At 31.9% G+C, this 18,832-nt stretch carries 15 protein-coding genes and 1 pseudogene; 13 read left to right on the top strand and 3 right to left on the bottom strand.

Annotated elements, in window-relative coordinates; genetic code table 11:
* Positions 1-6: 6 nt before the first annotated feature.
* The 3 genes from FYJ33_RS09275 to FYJ33_RS09285 all read left to right on the top strand — a co-directional run bounded on the left by FYJ33_RS09275 (position 7) and on the right by FYJ33_RS09285 (position 3,268).
* Positions 7-669, top strand: coding sequence for a response regulator transcription factor (locus FYJ33_RS09275; RefSeq protein ID WP_154531470.1), 663 nt, complete (start codon positions 7-9; stop codon positions 667-669).
* Positions 657-2,018, top strand: a complete 1,362-nt coding sequence (locus tag FYJ33_RS09280; protein WP_154531471.1) for a HAMP domain-containing sensor histidine kinase — start codon at positions 657-659, stop codon at positions 2,016-2,018. Before FYJ33_RS09275 ends, FYJ33_RS09280 begins: the two co-directional genes overlap by 13 nt.
* A 167-nt stretch (positions 2,019-2,185) precedes the next feature.
* Positions 2,186-3,268 (top strand): hypothetical protein, encoded by a 1,083-nt coding sequence (locus FYJ33_RS09285; RefSeq protein WP_154531472.1) that lies wholly within the window; start codon positions 2,186-2,188, stop codon positions 3,266-3,268.
* Between the two features lie 43 nt (positions 3,269-3,311).
* On the opposite strand, the gene FYJ33_RS09290 is transcribed toward FYJ33_RS09285, so the two are convergent.
* On the bottom strand, positions 3,312-4,997 hold the full coding sequence (locus tag FYJ33_RS09290) for a M3 family oligoendopeptidase (RefSeq protein ID WP_154531473.1): 1,686 nt from the start codon (positions 4,995-4,997) through the stop codon (positions 3,312-3,314).
* A gap of 531 nt (positions 4,998-5,528) precedes the next feature.
* Between FYJ33_RS09290 and FYJ33_RS09295 the strand changes: the two genes are divergently transcribed.
* Together FYJ33_RS09295 and ade are read left to right on the top strand one after the other, a co-directional pair.
* Positions 5,529-7,310, top strand: a complete 1,782-nt coding sequence (locus FYJ33_RS09295; protein WP_154531474.1) for an adenine deaminase — start codon at positions 5,529-5,531, stop codon at positions 7,308-7,310.
* 23 nt (positions 7,311-7,333) lie between these two features.
* Positions 7,334-9,067, top strand: coding sequence for an adenine deaminase (ade, locus tag FYJ33_RS09300; protein WP_154531475.1), 1,734 nt, complete (start codon positions 7,334-7,336; stop codon positions 9,065-9,067).
* Positions 9,068-9,144: 77 nt separating this feature from the next.
* On the opposite strand, the pseudogene FYJ33_RS09305 reads toward ade, so the two are convergent.
* Positions 9,145-10,570 (bottom strand): annotated as a pseudogene (locus tag FYJ33_RS09305) (DDE-type integrase/transposase/recombinase).
* Positions 10,571-10,745: 175 nt separating this feature from the next.
* On the opposite strand from FYJ33_RS09305, the gene FYJ33_RS09310 reads away from it, so the two are divergent.
* From FYJ33_RS09310 to FYJ33_RS09345, 8 genes are all read left to right on the top strand, one after another.
* The gene (locus FYJ33_RS09310; RefSeq protein WP_154531476.1) at positions 10,746-11,435 is read left to right on the top strand and encodes an ATP-binding cassette domain-containing protein; all 690 of its coding nucleotides are present in this window, start codon (positions 10,746-10,748) and stop codon (positions 11,433-11,435) included.
* Between the two features lie 56 nt (positions 11,436-11,491).
* Positions 11,492-11,722: a hypothetical protein gene (locus tag FYJ33_RS09315; RefSeq protein ID WP_154531477.1), complete on the top strand. Its 231-nt coding sequence runs from the start codon at positions 11,492-11,494 to the stop codon at positions 11,720-11,722.
* 53 nt (positions 11,723-11,775) lie between these two features.
* Complete coding sequence (locus tag FYJ33_RS09320) at positions 11,776-12,009, top strand: hypothetical protein (protein ID WP_154531478.1); 234 nt, start codon at positions 11,776-11,778, stop codon at positions 12,007-12,009.
* Positions 12,010-12,232: 223 nt separating this feature from the next.
* Positions 12,233-13,036: a CPBP family intramembrane glutamic endopeptidase gene (locus tag FYJ33_RS16870; RefSeq protein ID WP_154531479.1), complete on the top strand. Its 804-nt coding sequence runs from the start codon at positions 12,233-12,235 to the stop codon at positions 13,034-13,036.
* Positions 13,037-13,067: 31 nt separating this feature from the next.
* Positions 13,068-13,739, top strand: coding sequence for a response regulator transcription factor (locus tag FYJ33_RS09330; RefSeq protein ID WP_154531480.1), 672 nt, complete (start codon positions 13,068-13,070; stop codon positions 13,737-13,739).
* Positions 13,736-14,758, top strand: a complete 1,023-nt coding sequence (locus FYJ33_RS09335) for a sensor histidine kinase (protein WP_154531481.1) — start codon at positions 13,736-13,738, stop codon at positions 14,756-14,758. Before FYJ33_RS09330 ends, FYJ33_RS09335 begins: the two co-directional genes overlap by 4 nt.
* A 198-nt stretch (positions 14,759-14,956) precedes the next feature.
* Entirely contained in the window at positions 14,957-15,727 is a 771-nt protein-coding gene (locus FYJ33_RS09340) for an ABC transporter ATP-binding protein (protein WP_154531482.1), read from the top strand.
* Complete coding sequence (locus tag FYJ33_RS09345) at positions 15,717-17,729, top strand: FtsX-like permease family protein (RefSeq protein ID WP_154531483.1); 2,013 nt, start codon at positions 15,717-15,719, stop codon at positions 17,727-17,729. The genes FYJ33_RS09340 and FYJ33_RS09345 overlap by 11 nt, the downstream gene beginning before the upstream one ends.
* On the opposite strand, the gene FYJ33_RS09350 is transcribed toward FYJ33_RS09345, so the two are convergent.
* On the bottom strand, positions 17,726-18,592 hold the full coding sequence (locus tag FYJ33_RS09350) for a glycosyltransferase (RefSeq protein ID WP_154531484.1): 867 nt from the start codon (positions 18,590-18,592) through the stop codon (positions 17,726-17,728). The two genes, FYJ33_RS09345 and FYJ33_RS09350, sit on opposite strands and share 4 nt — an antisense overlap.
* Positions 18,593-18,832 lie beyond the last annotated feature (240 nt).

Below are 18,832 nucleotides of genomic sequence, written 5' to 3' on the forward strand. Positions count from 1 at the left end.
ATTAAATTGGCAGATATTCTTGCTATAGATGATGAAAAAGGAATACTTACTATTATAAAACATGCACTGGAAAGAGAAGGACACAAAGTTACATGTGTTACTGATCCATTAACTATTGATGAAGGAAAGTATTTAAAATATGATCTTATCCTGCTTGATGTGATGATGCCTGGAATTGACGGTTATTCAGTATGTAGAAAAATAAGAAATATTGTAGACTGTCCGATTATATTCCTAACAGCAAAGACAATGGAAGAGGATATAGTTACAGGTCTCAGCATAGGTGGAGATGACTATATTTCAAAGCCATTTGGTATTAATGAATTAAGAGCAAGAGTAAATGCACATTTAAGACGTGAACATAGAGAAAAGCAGAATGTCTTTTTATCATGCGGAGTTAAGTTTAACTTATTAGCTAAGGAAGCGTATTATAATGATAAACTTTTGCCATTTACTAAAAGTGAATATATTATTTGTGAACTTCTTGCTATAAATCATGGGCAGGTCTTTTCAAAAGACAGAATTTACGAGAAGGTTTATGGATTTGATGGAGAAAGTGATATTTCTGCCATTGTTGAGCATATCAAAAATATCAGAAGCAAGCTAAAGAGTGTGTGTATAAATCCAATAGAAACTGTATGGGGAATAGGATACAAATGGCAGGAATAAGAAAGCAGAAAAGTATTTCTAAAATATTTGCAGGATATATTATCTTGTTCTGTGTTATTACAGCTGTTTTAGTTGGCTTTTATTCTATTATGTTTATAATGTTTATCAATTCAGGATTGATACTTCCAGCTAATTATTACGAACGTAGCATTGAGACTCAGCGTGAGGCTATTTCAAAGGCTGATAAGGTTAGTGATGTAATGCCTAGTGGTTGTAGTTATGCTGTATATGATGCAAAAGGAAAACTTATGGAAACAAATGTATCAGATGATAAAGCTACTGATATGATGAACAGGATTAAAAACAATAAGACAATTGATGGCAAGAAGCTTTATAAATACATTGAAAGAAAAGACGGCATTTGTATTGTTCAGTACAGACTTAATGCAGAGTTTGCTAATGAGACACTGCGCAGATATCTGCCAAATTGTGAAGTTATGTATAATTATAGTTTTATAGTTGTATTTATTATAGAAATATTTATTATATCAAGACTATTCAGGAAAAGACTTAATAAAGAAATGGATATTTTAAAACAGACTACAGCAAAAGTAGCTATGGAAAACCTTGATTTTAACGTGCAGTACTCAGGTATTACAGAAATCAACGACGTTATTTCTGCACTTGATAAGATGAAGGAAGAGCTTAGCGATTCGCTTAAAAAACAGTGGAAAATAGAAGAGGCTAGAAAGAGTCAGATTTCAGCACTGGCTCATGATATAAAAACACCGCTTACTATAATCAAAGGAAATTCAGAACTGTTAAATGAACTTGATCTTACTGAGACACAGAAGGAATTTAATGATTCTATATTAAAAGAGTCAGGCAATATAGAATTTTACATTAAATTGCTGATTGATATTAATAAATCACAGCAGTCACAGTCTATTGTTAAAGAAAGTATAAATTCGTATGAATTCATCAATGACATTATAAAGCAGGGAGAGTTCCTGTGCCTTAACAAAAATGTAAAGTTTGCAAGTGATGTTAAAGAAGTATCTGAAACATTTAATGGAGACATTTCATGTGTCAAGAGAGCTGTCATGAATGTGTTATCAAATGCAGTGCAGTATACTCCAAAGAGAGGCAGAATTCTTTTTTCTGTATATAATGATGATAAATATATGCATTTTATAATCGAAGATTCAGGAAGAGGATTCTCGAAAGAAGAACTGACTATGGCAACTGAAGAGTTCTATCAGGGAGATAAAAGCAGAAATTCTAGAGACCATTATGGTATGGGACTTTACATAGCACAGACTTTTGTGAATAAGCATGGTGGAATTATTAATCTGTCAAACTCAGAGTATCTTGGAGGGGCTAGGGTAGAACTGACAATACTAAAATAAAAAATAATTTTTTTAATGCAGAAACTTTGAATTTTCTGCATTTTTTATTTTTTACAGGAACATATTAATGAAATAATAATGTAATATATGGATGTTTTTTGCTTGAGAGGTTAAAAAGAGAATGATATACTAATTTAGCCGGTATTTTAAAGGGGGGAACTTAAAAAATGAAAATTACTAAAAAAATAGTAGCAGTTTTATCTGTAGTAATATTTACAGTAATGCTTGCAGGATGCGGGACACTTAGTCCTAAGAGAGTAGTTGATAAAAGGCTAAAAAGTATTCAGAAATTAAAGAAAGAAAATATTACAGAAATTCTTGGTTCTAATAATTATAAGGATTCAAAGGGAAGTGAATTCGTAGATAAATATAAAGAATCATCAGTAAAACTTGTACAAACAGTTAATAAAATAACTTACAAAATTAATTCAGAAACTATTGATGGGGATAATGCTAAAGTTAATGTTACGATAAAAGGACCAGATTTAGAAAATATGTTATCTAAGTTTATTGAAAAGATGCTTTCTGAGGCTTTATCTATGCAAATACTTGGTAAAAACATGACAATATCAGAAAAAAATGAAAAGTTTGATGAAGTTTTTGCTGAAGTTATAGGGGAAGCGAAATTTAAAGAAAGAACAATGGATATTAATTTAATAAAGAATGGCAAGAAATGGGAGATAAAGGATAATGATGAGCTTACTAAATTAGTATTAAATTTTGATTCATCTAGTATAGAAAAGTTAGAAGATTCAATTAAAAGTAAAACAAGATCAGGATTAAGTAGTTCTTATGGAAATTCAAATAGGAATAGTACTTTTTCTAATGATTATTCTCAGACTCCAATGACTGAAATATCATTAAAAAAGCCTTTTGCGGTAATAACTAAGTATGGTGTTTATAACCTCACTCTTGATGGTGTGCGAACTACTGAAGAAAGAAACAAATTCAGCAAGAAAAATGTAAAAAAGGTTATTTATTTTGATTATACTTATGAAAACAAAAGTTATGATATGTCAGGAAGAGATTTATACGTAGGTTCAAGCGCTTTTCAGATTATGGACGATGAAGGAAATATTTTGGATACATACCCTATATCAGATACCAATAGACATATGAAAGGAATTCCTGTTGGTGGTAAATGTCAGGCTTCACAGGCTTATGGAATTACAACAGATAGTAAAAACATTAAGGTTATAGTTAAGAACAACGGGCAAAAAGTTGGCAAAATAACAATACCTTTAAATTAATATATCTATATTATAAAAAGACTCCTTGTATGAGGAGCCTTTTTTATTTTATATTTTTTTCTAATACTGAAATTATATTTTTAATGTAGTTTTCATCAAACGGGCTATTAAGTCCTACGTTACGAAGCATGTTCTGAAGGCTGTCTTTTGCAGATTCCTTACAGAATGCAAGATATTTTGCCCATGCATCTTCATAATTTTCATCCATTTTGATTTTGAATTGCAGTGCACAAGTTTGGGCAATTGCATAATCAATGTAATAGAATGGTGACATAAATATATGTGTCTGAAGCTGCCATCTTCTGCCTTCCCCAGAGAATGTATCATGTTCAAAGTTTAAATATGGACGATACTGTCTTTCAAGGTCCTGCCATACAGATCTTCTTTCTTCCTTAGTAAGCTCAGGCTTAGAATAGATTGTTTCTTGGAATTCATCTACCATACAGCCATATGGAATAAATGTAATAGAATCTTCAAAGTGAAGTTTTACAAAGTCATTAGCTTTGTCTTTAAAGAACAGTTCAGCCCACTTATCAGTAAAGAATTCCATTGACATTGAGTGTATTTCTGCAGTTTCCATTTTAATATTGTTATGTTCCATGATTTCATCATTTCTAGTGATATAACCCTGGAAAGCATGGCCGCTTTCATGAGTTATAACATGTACATCATGATTTGTACCATTGAAGTTAGCAAAGATTATAGGAGCTTTATATGTGAAAAGCATATCCATATATCCACCAGCAGCTTTGTTTGTCCTGCCAAGCACATCAAAAAGCTCATGATCTAACATGAAATTGAAAAATTCATTAGTTTCAGGAGACAATTCGCTGTACATTTTCTTTCCTGCTTTGAATATATCATCTGCAGTACCATAGGGAGCTGGATTACCCTCCTTAAAGTATATTCCTTCATCTATAGCATCAAGTTTGTTAAGTCCAAGTCTCTTTTTTCTTTCTTCATGAATTTTGTCTGCAAATGGAACAAGATATTTTTTTACCTGGTCTCTTAATTTGCGAACTTCATTGATGCCGTAAGTAGTTCTACCCATGTTATAATAGCCAAGTTCTACATAGTTTTTGTATCCAAGCATTTGAGCTTGTTTTGTTCTGTTTTTTACAAGTTTGTCATAAATGTCATCAAACTTATCCTTAATTTCTGATAAAGCTTTGTTTCTGGCTTCAGTTGCTTCTATTCTTACATTTCTATCTTTTGAAGTTTTATATTTTGAAAGAAGAGATAGATTTAAATTTTCACCTCTAAAATCGATTTTTATCTGAGCTATTAATTTTGCATACTGAGATGTAAGAGAGTTTTCTTCCTGCTTTAAAGAGATAATTGAGTCATTGAATGATTTTAAATTAAATTCTATATCTTTAAAAGCAATGCTGCCTATCTTTTCTTCAAGATATGGTCTGAATTTTGAATTGTAAAGTTGCTTTTTATATTCAGTATCAAATGATTCGACCTTTGGAGAGATCTCATCATAGTAGTCCTGTTCTTCTTCATAGAACTTATCAGTAACATCACCGTCATGTCTAAGTTGTACAAGTATCTTAGTTGTCATCATTTCCTGAATCAGTTGATAGTATTTCTTGTGAACTGAAAATTGTTCTTCGCCAGATGAAGCTTCCTTAAATTCCTTAAGAATCTCTCTGCCTCTTTTTTTAAATTCTTCTATAGTAAATCTTTTATAAGGAATAGTGCTGAGTTTAAAATTATTATCCAAAATGAACTACCTCCTAAAATTATGTATTTTAACAACATTATTATATATTAATGAAAATATTGCTGCAAACCTATTTGGAATCATCTGAATATTGTTAAAAATGAATTGCTTTATTTTTAAATTAATTTTCACTGTTGAATTATATTAGAAGGTAGAGAAAATAAATAAGTATAAAATATTAAGAGCTTAAGCCGTACTAAAAAGTACTACATTTGAGTTTTTACAAAATAATTGTTGTATAAGAGTATAATCTATGCAAAAATCATAGCAGCAAATAATGCGAATGTTAAGCTTTATAAAATTAATAATTATCGTAAATATAAATAAGCAATACGTAATATCTATAAAAATATTTACTGTAAAAAATTAAAAAAAAGCAAAAACACGAACGTTATATAGGAAGTTATTTTTCTTTCTCATTATTTGATTTTAATCCATTAAATTCGTCAGGATACAAACTGCAGGACGGGAAACCTGGTTCGCTATTAAATTAGCCGGGGTATCTAATTACATATTTATTGGAGGAAAAAAATGAAACAAACAATGACTAATCTAAAACAACTTATCCGTGCTGGAAGAGGAATCGTTCCGGCTCATACTGTAATAGTAAATGGTAATCTAGTAAATGTTATGACAAGCGAAATCTATAAAGCTGATGTTGCTATCTATGAAGATACAATCGTAGCTGTAGGAGAAGTCAAAGATTATATTGGTGAAGATACAAAAGTTATCGATGCAGATAATAAGTATCTTGTTCCTGGGCTTATCGATGGTCACATACACAGCGAATGCAGTAAACTTAGCATAACAAGCTTTGCAAAGGCAGTAGTTCCATGTGGAACAACAAGCATGATATCAGATCTTGATGAATACATATCAGTATCAGGTCTAGAAGGGCTTAACGAAATATTCGAAGAAGTCAAAGCAAGTCCACTTAAAGTATTCTGGGGTGCTCCTTACAAAACTCCATATACATTTCCACAATCAACAGTATCATATAATTTTACAAAAGAAGTTCATGAAAATGTCCAGAAATGGCCAGAGTGTTTCGGGGTATGGGAAACAGTGCGTGAAGCAGTAACTGAAGAAGATGAAAATACATTAGGTGCAATTGTAGAAGCTTCAAAAAACCGTCTGCCAGTGTTTGGATGTGCACCAATGGCAAGAGGTAAAGAATTAAATGGCTACCTTTGTTCAGGTGTAAGACTTGATCATGAAAGCTATGATCATGAAGAAGTAGTGGAGAAGATGCGTAAAGGAATGCATATGCTTATCCGTGAATCTTCAGTAACACATTTCCTTAAAGAAAATATAAGAGCGGTTACAGAGGTGAATCCTTATCTGGCAAGACGTGTAAGCTTCTGTACAGATGATGTGACTGCAACAGATGTTTTAGAAAAAGGTCATTTAGATAATCTTGTAAGATTAGCTATAAAAGAAGGCGTAGAGCCGATGACTGCAATCCAGATGGCAACTATTAATAGTGCTGAAGCATATAGAATAGACCACTTAGTAGGTTCTATATCACCTGGAAGAATAGCAGATATACTTTTTGTTGATGACATAAATACATTTAATGTAGAAAAAGTAATCACAAACGGAAAACTTGTAGCTGAAAATGGCAGATTAAGTTACGAACTGAGAGCTCCTAAGAGAAGCAGTGTTTTAACTAGCCAGCTTAAATGCAAGAAGACTACTAAGGAAGACTTTGAATACAAGGTAGACATTAAAGATGGTAAAGCTAAAGTATTATCAATGAACGTAAAGGGACCATTTGTGCGTAAGAGAAGAGATGTTGTACTTGATGTTAAGGATGGAATTGTTCAGCCTGATATTAATAAAGATGTGTTAATGGTTTCTGTTTTAGAACGTTTTGGACGTAATGGTAACAAGTCTTTAGCATTCTGCTCAGGATGGAAGCTTAAAAAAGGTGCTATGGCATCATCAGCTGCTCCTGATGATAACAACATTATCGTAATGGGCGCAGATGCAGAAGATATGTCAATAGCAGTAAATCACCTTATTGAAAATGGTGGTGGACAGGTTGTTGTTGCAGATGGAAAAGTTATGGAGTTTTTACCACTGCCAGTTGGGGGAATTGCCAGTGACCTTGAACCAGCAGAAATTGCAAGATTAGAAAATATTATTAATAAGGCGGCAAACGAACTTGGCTGTGAACTGCCAGAACCATTAATGTACATGTTCTTTTTACCTATTACAGCTATACCAGACTATGCAATTACAGATGTAGGACCAGTAGACTGTATAGCACTTGATACATTTGATCCTATTTTAGAACTTATGGAAAATTAGTTATTTAGGGGGAAAGAGTTAACATGGAAAAAAACAAGCTTAAGAAGTTAATAGATGTATCAGCAGGAAGAATTCCTGCTGATGTAGTCATAAAAAACTGCAAAGTTATTGATGTATACAGCGGTACAGTATCTGAAGGAGATATCGCAATAAGTGATGACTTAATAGCTGGTGTTGGAAAGTACCATGGTAATAAGGAAGTTGATGGATGCGGAAGATACGCTGCACCAGGTTTTATCGATAGTCATATACACATAGAATCTTCTTATGTAAGTCCTGAAGAACTTGGAAGATTAATCGTGCCACATGGTACTACAACGATAATCGCCGATCCTCATGAAATAGCAAATGTATGTGGTTTTAGAGGTATTGATTATATGGTTAATGCAGCTAAAGGAACAGCACTTGATATCAAGATGATGCTTCCATCATGTGTTCCAGCTACACCATTTGAACATTCAGGAGCGGTGATAAGTTCAGAAGATATGAAGGAGCCACTACGAACAGGCAAACTTCATGGTCTTGGCGAATTTATGAATTTTCCTGGAGTTGTTGGTGCTGATGATGAAGTTTTAAATAAACTTCTGGCGGCTAAAAATGAAGACAGAGTTATTGATGGACATAGTCCTGGACTTTCTGGAAATGAACTTAATGCATATGCAGCAGCTAGAATAAGAACTGATCATGAATGTGCAACAGTGGAGGATATGCATAACAGAATTGCCAGAGGACTATATGTTATGCTTCGTCAGGGTTCAGCATGCCATGATCTTAGAAATCTTGCTAAAGGTGTAACTCCATCTAATAGCAGAAGATGTCTTCTTTGTGCTGATGACTGTCAGCCAAAGACCATCTTAAGCGTGGGACATTTAGATAATAGCTTAAGAATGTGTGTTGAAGAAAATATAGATGCTATTGCTGCAGTTCAGATGGCAACTTTAAATGCAGCTGAATGTTATGAACTTAAGGACAGGGGAGCTATAGCACCAGGGTTAAGAGCTGATATAGTACTTCTAGATGATCTTAAAGACTTTAATGTAAGCAGTGTATTTATTGAAGGAAAGCTTGCAGCTGAAAATGGTGAGTATAGATTACCAATAAATAAGTATGATATCTCATCTACTAAGGGAAGTTTCCATGTGAAGGATTTTTCTAAGGAAAAGCTTAAGTTAACTATCAATTCAGATAAAGCTTATGCTATTAATATTCTTCCAGGCGGTGTTGTTACAAGCAAGGAAGTTGTTACAGTTAAGAGAGATGAAGATAATAACTATATTTACAATCGGGAAGAAGATGTTGTAAAGGTGGCTGTTGTTGAACGTCATCAGAATACAGGTAATGTTGCCTGTGCACTTCTTAAGGGATATGGAATCAAGGAAGGAGCAGTAGCGCTTTCAATAGCTCATGATTCTCACAACATAATTGTTGTTGGTGTAAATGATGATGATATGGAGTTTGCTGTAAATGAACTCATAAATCAGAGCGGCGGAATGATACTTGTTAAAGATAAGGAAGTATTAGAAAGTATGCCGATGCCAATAGGTGGACTTATGAGTGACCAAAGTGGTGAATATGTAGATGAGAAGCTTAGAAACATCCATAAAATAGCTCATGAAGTACTTAAAGTTAATTTAAGTGTTGAACCTGTGATGACTCTATGTTTTATGTCACTTGCTGTAATTCCAGAACTTAAACTTACTGACATGGGACTATTTGATGTAACACAGTTTAAATTTATTTCAATTGAAGCAGAATAATAAAAGATATGATAGTGTAAAGTTTCGTATGAAAAAATAAAGAAGAAATATTTCTTACTTATTTTAGAAATATGAACTTAATCTTTCATTTGAAGAATTGTCTGTTGACCTAAGCTAATGAGTATCTGCCATTTAGCAGGCATGTTTTCGGCAAACTCTAATTCTTTAAGCTCATTTAAGGGCTTCCAGTAATTATAAGGATGAGGTCTTAAAAAGTTGTAATACGCAGTCCATAAAGAAAAACCGTAAAGGGCACCGTCATCACTGCTGTATCCGCAAGTAACACGACAGGATGATTTGAAAGTTCTGTTTAGGCGTTCTACAACTTGTTTTACCCATCTGAATTCTGTTGAAACAGGATCGTCATTTGTTAATCCAATGACTTGAGTTAAGTCGAAGAATTTCTCTTCTTCTAATTCAAATTGCTGTTTTGCAAGTGGATATGCACTATAACCATCAGCAATGAACTTAAGAGTTTTGTTTGGGAAGTTTTTAAACTTGTCAAAAGCCATACGCATAGCAAGAATACACGGCCCTACGGCACGTGTGTCCGATACTTGGTATCCAAGAATAGATTTCTTACAAGCATCCATTACAATCCACACATAGTGCTTAATACCTTTAACTTTGATATAGGTTTCATCGGCAGATAGAATCTTTGATGGTTTGTAGTCAAAAGTATCTACAAACGGCTTTATAACAGCAGCAGCTGTTAATGCATAATTGGCAACCATGGTGTGAGATATATCTATGCCGTGAACTTCTTTTAGAGCATGAGCAGTCTGTCTTGTAGAAAGTTTTAAATTCACATGATAAGTAAGGCACAAGCCCATTATATGAGGATTAAACTTCTTAAAGCTAAAGTTTGTAGCACGCTTAGGTAGTGAGTATAAATCCATCTTAAAGAAGTTGATAGTAAACTCTCTGTAAATATAACGAAGCTTATATTGTGACTTTTCAGCATGACTTATATTTTTATCAAGTTTCTTTAAATTTGAAAGATAATATGAGCACTTATCATTAGTGCACTTATGCACTTTAAAGTGTTTTCGTTCCTTACGTTCCGTAAGTGTCGAACCACAGTATGGGCATTTAAAAACTAATGGTTTTGTAACAAAATTAGACTCTTGAAATGAAGTGCCACAGACTTTACATTGATACTGGTCTTTACTACCATTGTTATTATAGATGTATTCATGAGTGGCACCACATTTAGGGCAGATAATTTTGTCTGGAATAGTTTTACCGTTACATCTTTGGACGGGCTTGATAATTTTATTATATTTATGCTTGTAATACGCTAAAAGCAGTTTGTAATCAACCTGCTCAAAACGCTTGATTATAGGCAGTTTATCAACTTTAAACTTTTGATATAGGACTGTTTGAATCATCAAATTGCATTTGCTTAAGAGGAATATGTTGAGCAATAAATCCTATAAGCTGATAAATAGTTTTAATTAAATATTGATTATATAGTAGTAAATAAGTTATAATTGAATCCACAATAACGACATCCTTTCATGTTGGATTTTGGTTGTAGCGATTCAATTGTAACATGAAATTAGGGGGTCGTTGTTTTTTTGCAAAAAAACTTCCGAAACCTTGATTAATAAATAGATTTTAAAATAAAAAGTGTGAAGAAACTTTACACTAACAGCAGATATGAGGGGGAGATATTATGGAGTTAGAGATAAAAAATATTACAAAGAAGTTTAAGGACAAGACAGCAGTAAATAATTTTAATGTTACACTTTTTGAAGGAATATATGGGCTTTTAGGACCAAATGGTTCTGGTAAGACAACTCTTATGAGAATGATTGCTGATGTTGTTAAGCCTACTGAAGGGATAATAATGATTAATGGCAGGAATAGAAAAATCAAAGGTTTTTCAGAAGGAATGAAAGAAAGACTTGGAATAGCACAGGCACTTTTAAATGATCCTAAAATACTTATTCTTGATGAGCCTACAGCTGGCCTTGATCCTAATGAGCGCATAAGGTTTAAGAATATGATTGCAAGGCTGTCTAAGGATAAGATAGTTATACTTTCAACTCATATAGTTTCTGATGTAGAATTTCTTGCTAATGAAATCGTTATCATGAAGCAGGGCAGTCTCGTTGAGAAAAATACTACTTCTGGTATTACTGATAAAATGCGTGGGAAGGTATGGTCATTAATAGTGGATGAACAAAAGTATGGCGATATTATGGATAAATATAAAATATCTAAAACATCAATGGATAATGGCTTTGTGACAGTTAGAATTGTAAGTGATGAAAAGCCTGCTGCATCAGCTGTAGAACAGAAACCAACTTTAGAAGATATGTTTTTATATTACTTTGGAGAGGTAGCTGAGAAACTGCGATAGATCTAATAAAGTTTGAACTTAAAAAGATATTCAGCAATAAGCTTATTTATATAGTCATGGCAGCACTCTGTGTAACAATATTGATTAATCTTTATCAGGACAACAATAAAATAAATGAGTATTTCGGCAGTAAGGATACATTTTTGTCTGTTGTTGAAAAGTATAAGAATAGTGCATATTCACCAGCGCAGAGTCAGGAATTGTTAGAGTCAGCACAGGAAAAAAGGCTAAATGAGGATAAGTTAAGCAGAGATGAAAAATTTGTTATTGATTATATCTTGTATTAGGACTAGCGTCAATATATTCAAAGGAATATACGACTAGAGTATCATATTTGAATTTGAGTACCAAAAAAGGAAGAACATCATTAAATACAGCGAAAATAATAGCAGCGCTTTTATATACGATAATTATCTTTGCTTTCGTAACTGTAATAAATAGGATAAGTACAATGATTCTTGGACTGCCTAATGGTGGTGCCGCCATGAACAGTTTTGGTGAATATAATATTTTTAATATGAGTGTGAATCAGTATTATGGATATACACTAGCACTAAGTCTACTAAATATTTAGAGGTTATCTTTCATTTGCTGTTTTTGGAAAAGCAGTCATCTATCCTTATATAATAATAACATTTGCAGTTGTTGCAATAATTATAATGTTAGTATTATGTCATGTTTTCAATAAGAAACAGGTAATTGCATAAATTTAGTGTTGATAGTAAGCTCCCTCTTTCTTAAGTCTATTGCGCATATAGCAATTAGATGGTAAAATATAGGAAAAAGGGGGCGGCTTTGTGAAGTTAATAAATAATTTAAGAAAGAATCACAGCATAGTATTCTGTGTATTATTTGCATTTGTTTATATGGTACTTTTTAATTTAGTGGGCTTGGCAGTAGCTTTTCTAAAGCTTGATAGCATGATGTCACAATCCCTTGTAGAACTGATATGTATTGGATTTGCTGTGTTTATTATGTATAAACTTAAAATGAAAAATTTTTTAAAAGAAAAAGGAACTGGGTTCTTTAAAGGTTTGTTTACAGGTATGTTTTTGCTTTGTTTATCATTATATGTATTTGCAATTGGACTTATAATGAGTGTGTTTTCAGATAAAATAGGAATTACAGAGATATTTAATATTTTAATTATGTCTGTATCTGTGGGGTTATGTGAAGAATTTGTTTTCAGAGGTATAGTTGTAAACATACTCAAAGAAAAGTATGGGGATAGTAAGAAGGAAATTTATATTACTGTATTTACAGCAGGTATTATTTTTGGACTAATACATCTTACTAATATATTAGCAGGAGCGTCTTTTCAAGGAACAATAGTGCAGGTAATTTGTGTAATGGCATTAGGATCATATTTGGCAGCTGTATATGTAAGATGCAGAAATATATGGTCAATGGCTTTCTTGCATGGATTAAATGATTTCGCAGCCTTTCTTGTGGCAGGAGCATCTACAATGCAGTCAGTTACAGGGTCTATATCATCATATGGACTAATAAAGCTTATTACTATTCCTATATATTTAATTCCTACTTTTATACTTCTTAGAGAGAGTAAAATAACAAAAATTATAGGTAATCAAGATAAATAAATTTAATATACGAAGGAAATGCGGTGTGCTAATGGTTAAAATAGTTATTGTTGAAGATGATAAAAATATAAGAAATGAATTATATACTTTTTTAAAAAGAAATGGCTATGATGTTGAAAAACCAGATGATTTCAGCAGTATTATTGATTATATAAAAGAAGCTGATGCCGATTTGATATTGCTTGATATAAATCTTCCTATGTTTGATGGATATTATGTATGCAGGGAAGTAAGAAAGATTTCAGATGTGCCAATAATAGTCGTTACAAGTAGAGATAGCGATCTTGATGAACTGATGAGCATGAATATTGGTGCAGATGATTTTATAACCAAGCCTTATAATTTGCAGATCCTCTTAGCAAGGATATCAGCAGTACTTAAGAGATGTAAAAGAAGCAATATGCAGAGTGACGTTATTACATATAATGGTATAAAGGTTAATGTACTTAACGGCACTGTATCATTTAATGATAAAAGTATTGAAGTAACAAAGAATGAACTTAAGATATTATCATATATGATTAAAAACAAAGGGAAAATAGTTTCAAGAGAATCTCTGATGACGTATTTATGGGATTGTGAGATGTTTGTTGATGATAACACTCTATCTGTGAATATGACAAGAATTAGAAAGAAACTTGAAAGCATTGGTGTAAGCAATATCATTGATACAAGAAGAGGACTGGGGTACATTATATCATGAGTATAAATAGATATTTTAAAGAAAGGCTGCCTTTTATAATTCTTAATGTTGTACTATGCATAATTGTTTCAGCAACGATGATTATTGCAGGGTTTTCTTATTTTGCTGTAGTTTCTCTAGTTTGTGCCTGGTTTATACCGCTGATTACATACATGATTTATCAGTGCTTAAAGTTTAAGAGGTATATTGATAATATTGTTGCAGTCAGCGAAGATCTTGATAGAAAATATCTTCTTCCTGAGATTATAGATGAAGAAGATTTTATGGAAGCAGAGGTAATATGCAGCATTTTAAGAGATGCTGACAAGTCTATGCATCAAGAAGTGAAAATATATGAAAATGAGCAGAAGGAATACAAAGAGTATATAGAGACATGGATTCATGAGATAAAAACACCTATTTCATCAATAGAGCTGATTGTTGCTAACAGTGATGATAATCCTTACAATTTAAAGATAAGTTATGAAATAAAGCGTATAGAAAGATATGTTGAGCAGGTACTTTATTATGCCAAGAGCAGTGATACCGAGAAAGACTATGTTGTAAGAAAGTTTGATTTACGCAGTTCAGTTATGAAATGCATAAAAAGTAATTCGCTATATTTTATTAATAAAAGGATAAAGCTGGACTTTGGTGAAATTAGTGAGCAGATATATAGTGATGAAAAATGGATAATATTTATCATTAATCAGATACTTGTTAATGCAGTAAAGTACTCTCATGAAGATGATGGGATTATAAAGATATATTCTCATAAGAAGAAAGACAGCGTTGAACTTATAATTGAAGATAACGGTATAGGCATAAATGAAAAGGATATAGATAGAGTATTTGAAAAAGGCTTTACAGGGGATAATGGCAGAAAGACAGGAAAGTCTACAGGAATAGGTCTTTATTTATGCAGGAAGCTATGTGATAAGCTCGGACTTAATATAATGATTTCATCTGAAGAAAACAGAGGAACCAGGGTAGTGGTTATCTTTCCAAAGTCATGTTTAATAGATGAGATATTTTCATAAAAGCTGATACATTTTATGTATCGGCTTTTATAATTAATAAGAAAAATATGAGAGTTTTATGCTTATGACATAAGTATATTTTGTATTCAAACTTACAAATTCGTAAGTTTACAGAAAGTTAAATCAATATGTAATATGAACCTATTCTGTTAAAATTATAAAGGAAAATGATAAAAGACATGTGATGGAGGAAAAATAATGAATGATAATATATTAAAAGTAGAAAATTTAGATAAGTATTATGGTAATAAAGGGTCTATAACAAAGGCAATCAACAATATTAGTTTTAATGTGCGCAAAGGGGAGTTTGTTGGGATAATGGGGCCTTCAGGAAGCGGCAAGACAACTCTTTTAAACTGTATATCAACTATAGACAAAGTAACAACAGGCAGCATTAATATAAATGGTTCTGATATTACTAAAATGAAAGCTAAACAGATTGAAAAATTCAGGAGAGATGAGCTTGGATTTGTGTTTCAGGATTTTAACCTCCTTGATACTTTAACATCATATGAAAATATAGCTTTAGCACTTACTATAAAAGGTGAGCAGCACTCAGAGATAGACAAAAAAGTTAAGAGAGTTGCTTTAAGGCTTGGCATAGAAGATATTTTAGAAAAATATCCATACCAGATTTCTGGAGGCCAGAAACAGAAGGTAGCATGTGCCAGAGCAATAGTAACATCACCTTCACTTATTCTTGCAGATGAACCTACAGGAGCACTTGATTCCAAATCATCAAGAATGCTGCTTGAGTCATTTGAGAAACTTAATAAGGAATTATCAGCAACTATCTTAATGGTTACACATGATGCATTTACTGCAAGCTATGCTCACAGAATACTATTTATTAAAGATGGCAGAATATTTAATGAAGTAGTAAGAGGCAATGACTTAAGAAAAGAATTCTTTGACAGGATTATCGAAGTGGTAACCCTTCTTGGAGGTGACTCAGAAAATGTACTATAAAATAGCATTGAGTAATGTTAAAAAGAGTTTTAAGGATTATGCAATATATTTTCTGACACTTTCATTTGCAGTCTGTATCTTTTACAGCTTTAATTCTATTGAAGCGCAGAAAGCGTTCATTGAACTTGGTAAAAGCCAAAACAAGATAATGCAGAGCATGATGAGTATCATAGATATTGTATCTGTATTTGTATCAATAATCTTAGGCTGCCTGATAATTTATGCTAACAACTTCCTCATTAAAAAGCGCAAAAAGGAATTTGGTATATATTTTACTTTAGGGATGCCAAAGAAAAAGATATCCATTATACTTTTTATGGAGACATTTCTTGTAGGTATCTTATCGCTGGTAGCAGGACTAGCTATAGGCATATTTATCTCACAGGGGCTTTCAGCTTTTACAATCAAGATGTTTCAGATTGATATGAGTGCGTATAAATTTGTATTTTCTATAAAAGCACTTATCAAGACTTCACTGTACTTTGCTATCATTTTCATACTTGTAATAATCTTTAATTCATTTATGATATCAAAATACAAACTTATAGATATGATTAATGCTTCAAGAAAAAATGAGGAAATGAAGATTAAAAAAAATGCTGTTTCATTTATCATTTTTATTCTCGGCATAGCATTTATAGCAACTGAATGTTACCTGGTAAAGATAACAGGCAGAGATATGCAGAGTAAGAATTTAAAGATTGCAGCTGCTTTGGCAATAATATCAATTTTCCTTATTTTTTATGGTTTAAGCGGCTTATGTATTAATCTTATTAAGAAAAATAGAAAGGTGTATTTTAAAAATCTTAATATTTTTGTAGCAAGACAGATTTACAGTAAAATTAATACTAATTTTATATCAATGTCAATAATATGTATCATGCTTTCGTTAACTGTTATAGTTCTATCTACAGGGCTTAGCTTTAAACAGATTCTTGAGAATAGTTTAAGAGAAAATACTTCGTTTGATGCCTCTGCAAGAATGTATATTGATAATAAGACACCTGTGAAAAGTATTGAAGATGCTTTCAAAAAGATGAATGTTACTTTTAAAGATAATGTAGAATGCAGATATTTAAATGTGTATGGACTGAATACACCTGTAGAAGATATTATTGGAAAGTATGCGGATGATAAAAAAGATGTCAGTGATTATAAATATACACCAGCTATCAGAATTTCTGATTATAATAATATGCAGAAACTTAGGGGAGAAAAAACAATTGATCTTAAAGATAATCAGGTTATTGTAACATCTAATCATGGGACAATGTCTAGTGCAGCAGATAAGATGGTAAACTCAGGAGATAGTATTATTTTAAGAAATGAAAAGTTTACTATAGCCAACAAAGAAGTTATGCATGAACTTTATTATACAGCATTAGTTAATTACAATTATTTTACACTTATCGTACCTGATAAACTAGCAGATGGCTGTGATGTAATTGAGTCTGTTGTTAATATGGAGTATAAAGGTGATAAGGAGAAAACAGAAGAGGAATATGTGAAACTTTTAAGAGATATTACACTATCAAGAAACTCATATAAGCTGGATGGAGTATATATAAGCGGTGATACAAGAGAAAGGGTAATAGAATCAAATAAAGGATTTTATACAACATTGCTTTTTGTTGGAGTATACCTGGGAATAATTTTTCTGCTAGCCAGTGCAGCAGTTCTTGCTCTGCAACAGCTTTCTGAAGCAAGCGACAGCAGTGAAAGATATGTATCGCTAAAAAGAATAGGTGCATCTAAAAGTATTATTAATAAAAGCATTTTTATTCAAATACTGATATATTTTATTTTTCCACTCATTTTATCAATAGTTCATTCAGTAATCGCTATTCTTTATATAAGTGATTACCTGAATTCTTTTGGCAAAGGATATATACTGCCTTCAGCGCTTTTCACAGCTGGTGTTATCATACTAATTTATGGTGGATACTTCTATGTGACATACAATGGCTATAAGGCAGTAGTCAAAGGATATAATCATAATTAAGAGCAGTAATTTCTTTTAAAAGCATCAATAACTTTTAATATCTTGTTATCTGGCTGTTCAGTCATTGAAGAAACATAATCATTTAATGCATTATAGGTTTTTACAGCCAGATATTTTACTTCATTCATGTATATTTCATACTGATTCATTTTATTTAGCATTGTAATTAAAGATTTAATAGATGATATTTTTTCATATATCTGAACCTCTATATCTTCACAGCCTGAAATTGAAGTAGATGTATCTCTGTAGTTATAAAGTACAGAATTAATAGCACCTATATTGTTACAGCAGAGCATCACATTTCTTATAAAATCTATATCTTCATAGGCAGTATTTTCTCTAAAAAGTATATTGTTGTCTATGATAATTTCTCTTTTAATTATTTTGCTCCAGATAAAACCGCCATGTAGCATGAGATCTTTTCTTTTTGCAATATCAAGCGTACCACAGGCTGCTTCCGAAGTAGTTAAGAAATCCTCTTCTAGCGCTTCATAATAAAATGCAGAATCAATCATATCATAATCATTCTTTACCGCTTTTTCGTAAAGTTCTTCATACATCGTATAAAAGACATCATCATCACTGTCAACAAATCCTATGTATTTCCCATTGGCAGCTTTAATGCCTGCATTTCTTGCTCCACCAGGGCCTCTTCTTGTTTCATTGTTTATTAATTTTATGAGATGACTGTATTTATTTTTATATTCTTCTGCAATAGAAAGGCTGTTATCAATTGAACAGTCATTGACAAGGATTATTTCAATTTCCTTTAAAGACTGATGTATAAGCGATTCTATGCAGCGTGAGAGATAATTTTCTGAATTAAATATTGGAACAATTATCGAAATCTTAATATCCATTTTTACCTCGCAATTCTAAGGTTAGTATACTATGTTATTCTAATTTTATCATCATTTATTGTAAAGAGGATAAAAGAGCAATACTATCAATATATTCGAATGTTTTTATAGAAATTATCAATTTTATTATTTACTATTTCAAAGGAAAATGGTTGTAGGAAAAAGTCGAAATAGGAACTCTAAAAGAAAACGTTGACGAATAAAAAAATAAGTGCTAATATAGGAGTGTAAATATAGTGT

It is taken from the genome of Inconstantimicrobium porci, assembly GCF_009696465.1.
Lineage (GTDB): Bacteria > Bacillota > Clostridia > Clostridiales > Clostridiaceae > Inconstantimicrobium > Inconstantimicrobium porci.

Excerpts from the sequence above, each read along its gene's own strand:
- FYJ33_RS09280 (WP_154531471.1), top strand. The coding sequence starts at position 657 with ATGGCAGGAATAAGAAAGCAGAAAAGTATTTCTAAAATATTTGCAGGA.
- FYJ33_RS09285 (WP_154531472.1), top strand. The coding sequence starts at position 2,186 with ATGAAAATTACTAAAAAAATAGTAGCAGTTTTATCTGTAGTAATATTT.
- FYJ33_RS09295 (WP_154531474.1), top strand. The coding sequence starts at position 5,529 with ATGAAACAAACAATGACTAATCTAAAACAACTTATCCGTGCTGGAAGA.
- ade (WP_154531475.1), top strand. The coding sequence starts at position 7,334 with ATGGAAAAAAACAAGCTTAAGAAGTTAATAGATGTATCAGCAGGAAGA.
- FYJ33_RS09310 (WP_154531476.1), top strand. The coding sequence starts at position 10,746 with ATGGAGTTAGAGATAAAAAATATTACAAAGAAGTTTAAGGACAAGACA.
- FYJ33_RS09315 (WP_154531477.1), top strand. The coding sequence starts at position 11,492 with ATGGCAGCACTCTGTGTAACAATATTGATTAATCTTTATCAGGACAAC.
- FYJ33_RS09330 (WP_154531480.1), top strand. The coding sequence starts at position 13,068 with ATGGTTAAAATAGTTATTGTTGAAGATGATAAAAATATAAGAAATGAA.
- FYJ33_RS09335 (WP_154531481.1), top strand. The coding sequence starts at position 13,736 with ATGAGTATAAATAGATATTTTAAAGAAAGGCTGCCTTTTATAATTCTT.
- FYJ33_RS09340 (WP_154531482.1), top strand. The coding sequence starts at position 14,957 with ATGAATGATAATATATTAAAAGTAGAAAATTTAGATAAGTATTATGGT.
- FYJ33_RS09345 (WP_154531483.1), top strand. The coding sequence starts at position 15,717 with ATGTACTATAAAATAGCATTGAGTAATGTTAAAAAGAGTTTTAAGGAT.
- FYJ33_RS09350 (WP_154531484.1), bottom strand. The coding sequence starts at position 18,592 with ATGGATATTAAGATTTCGATAATTGTTCCAATATTTAATTCAGAAAAT.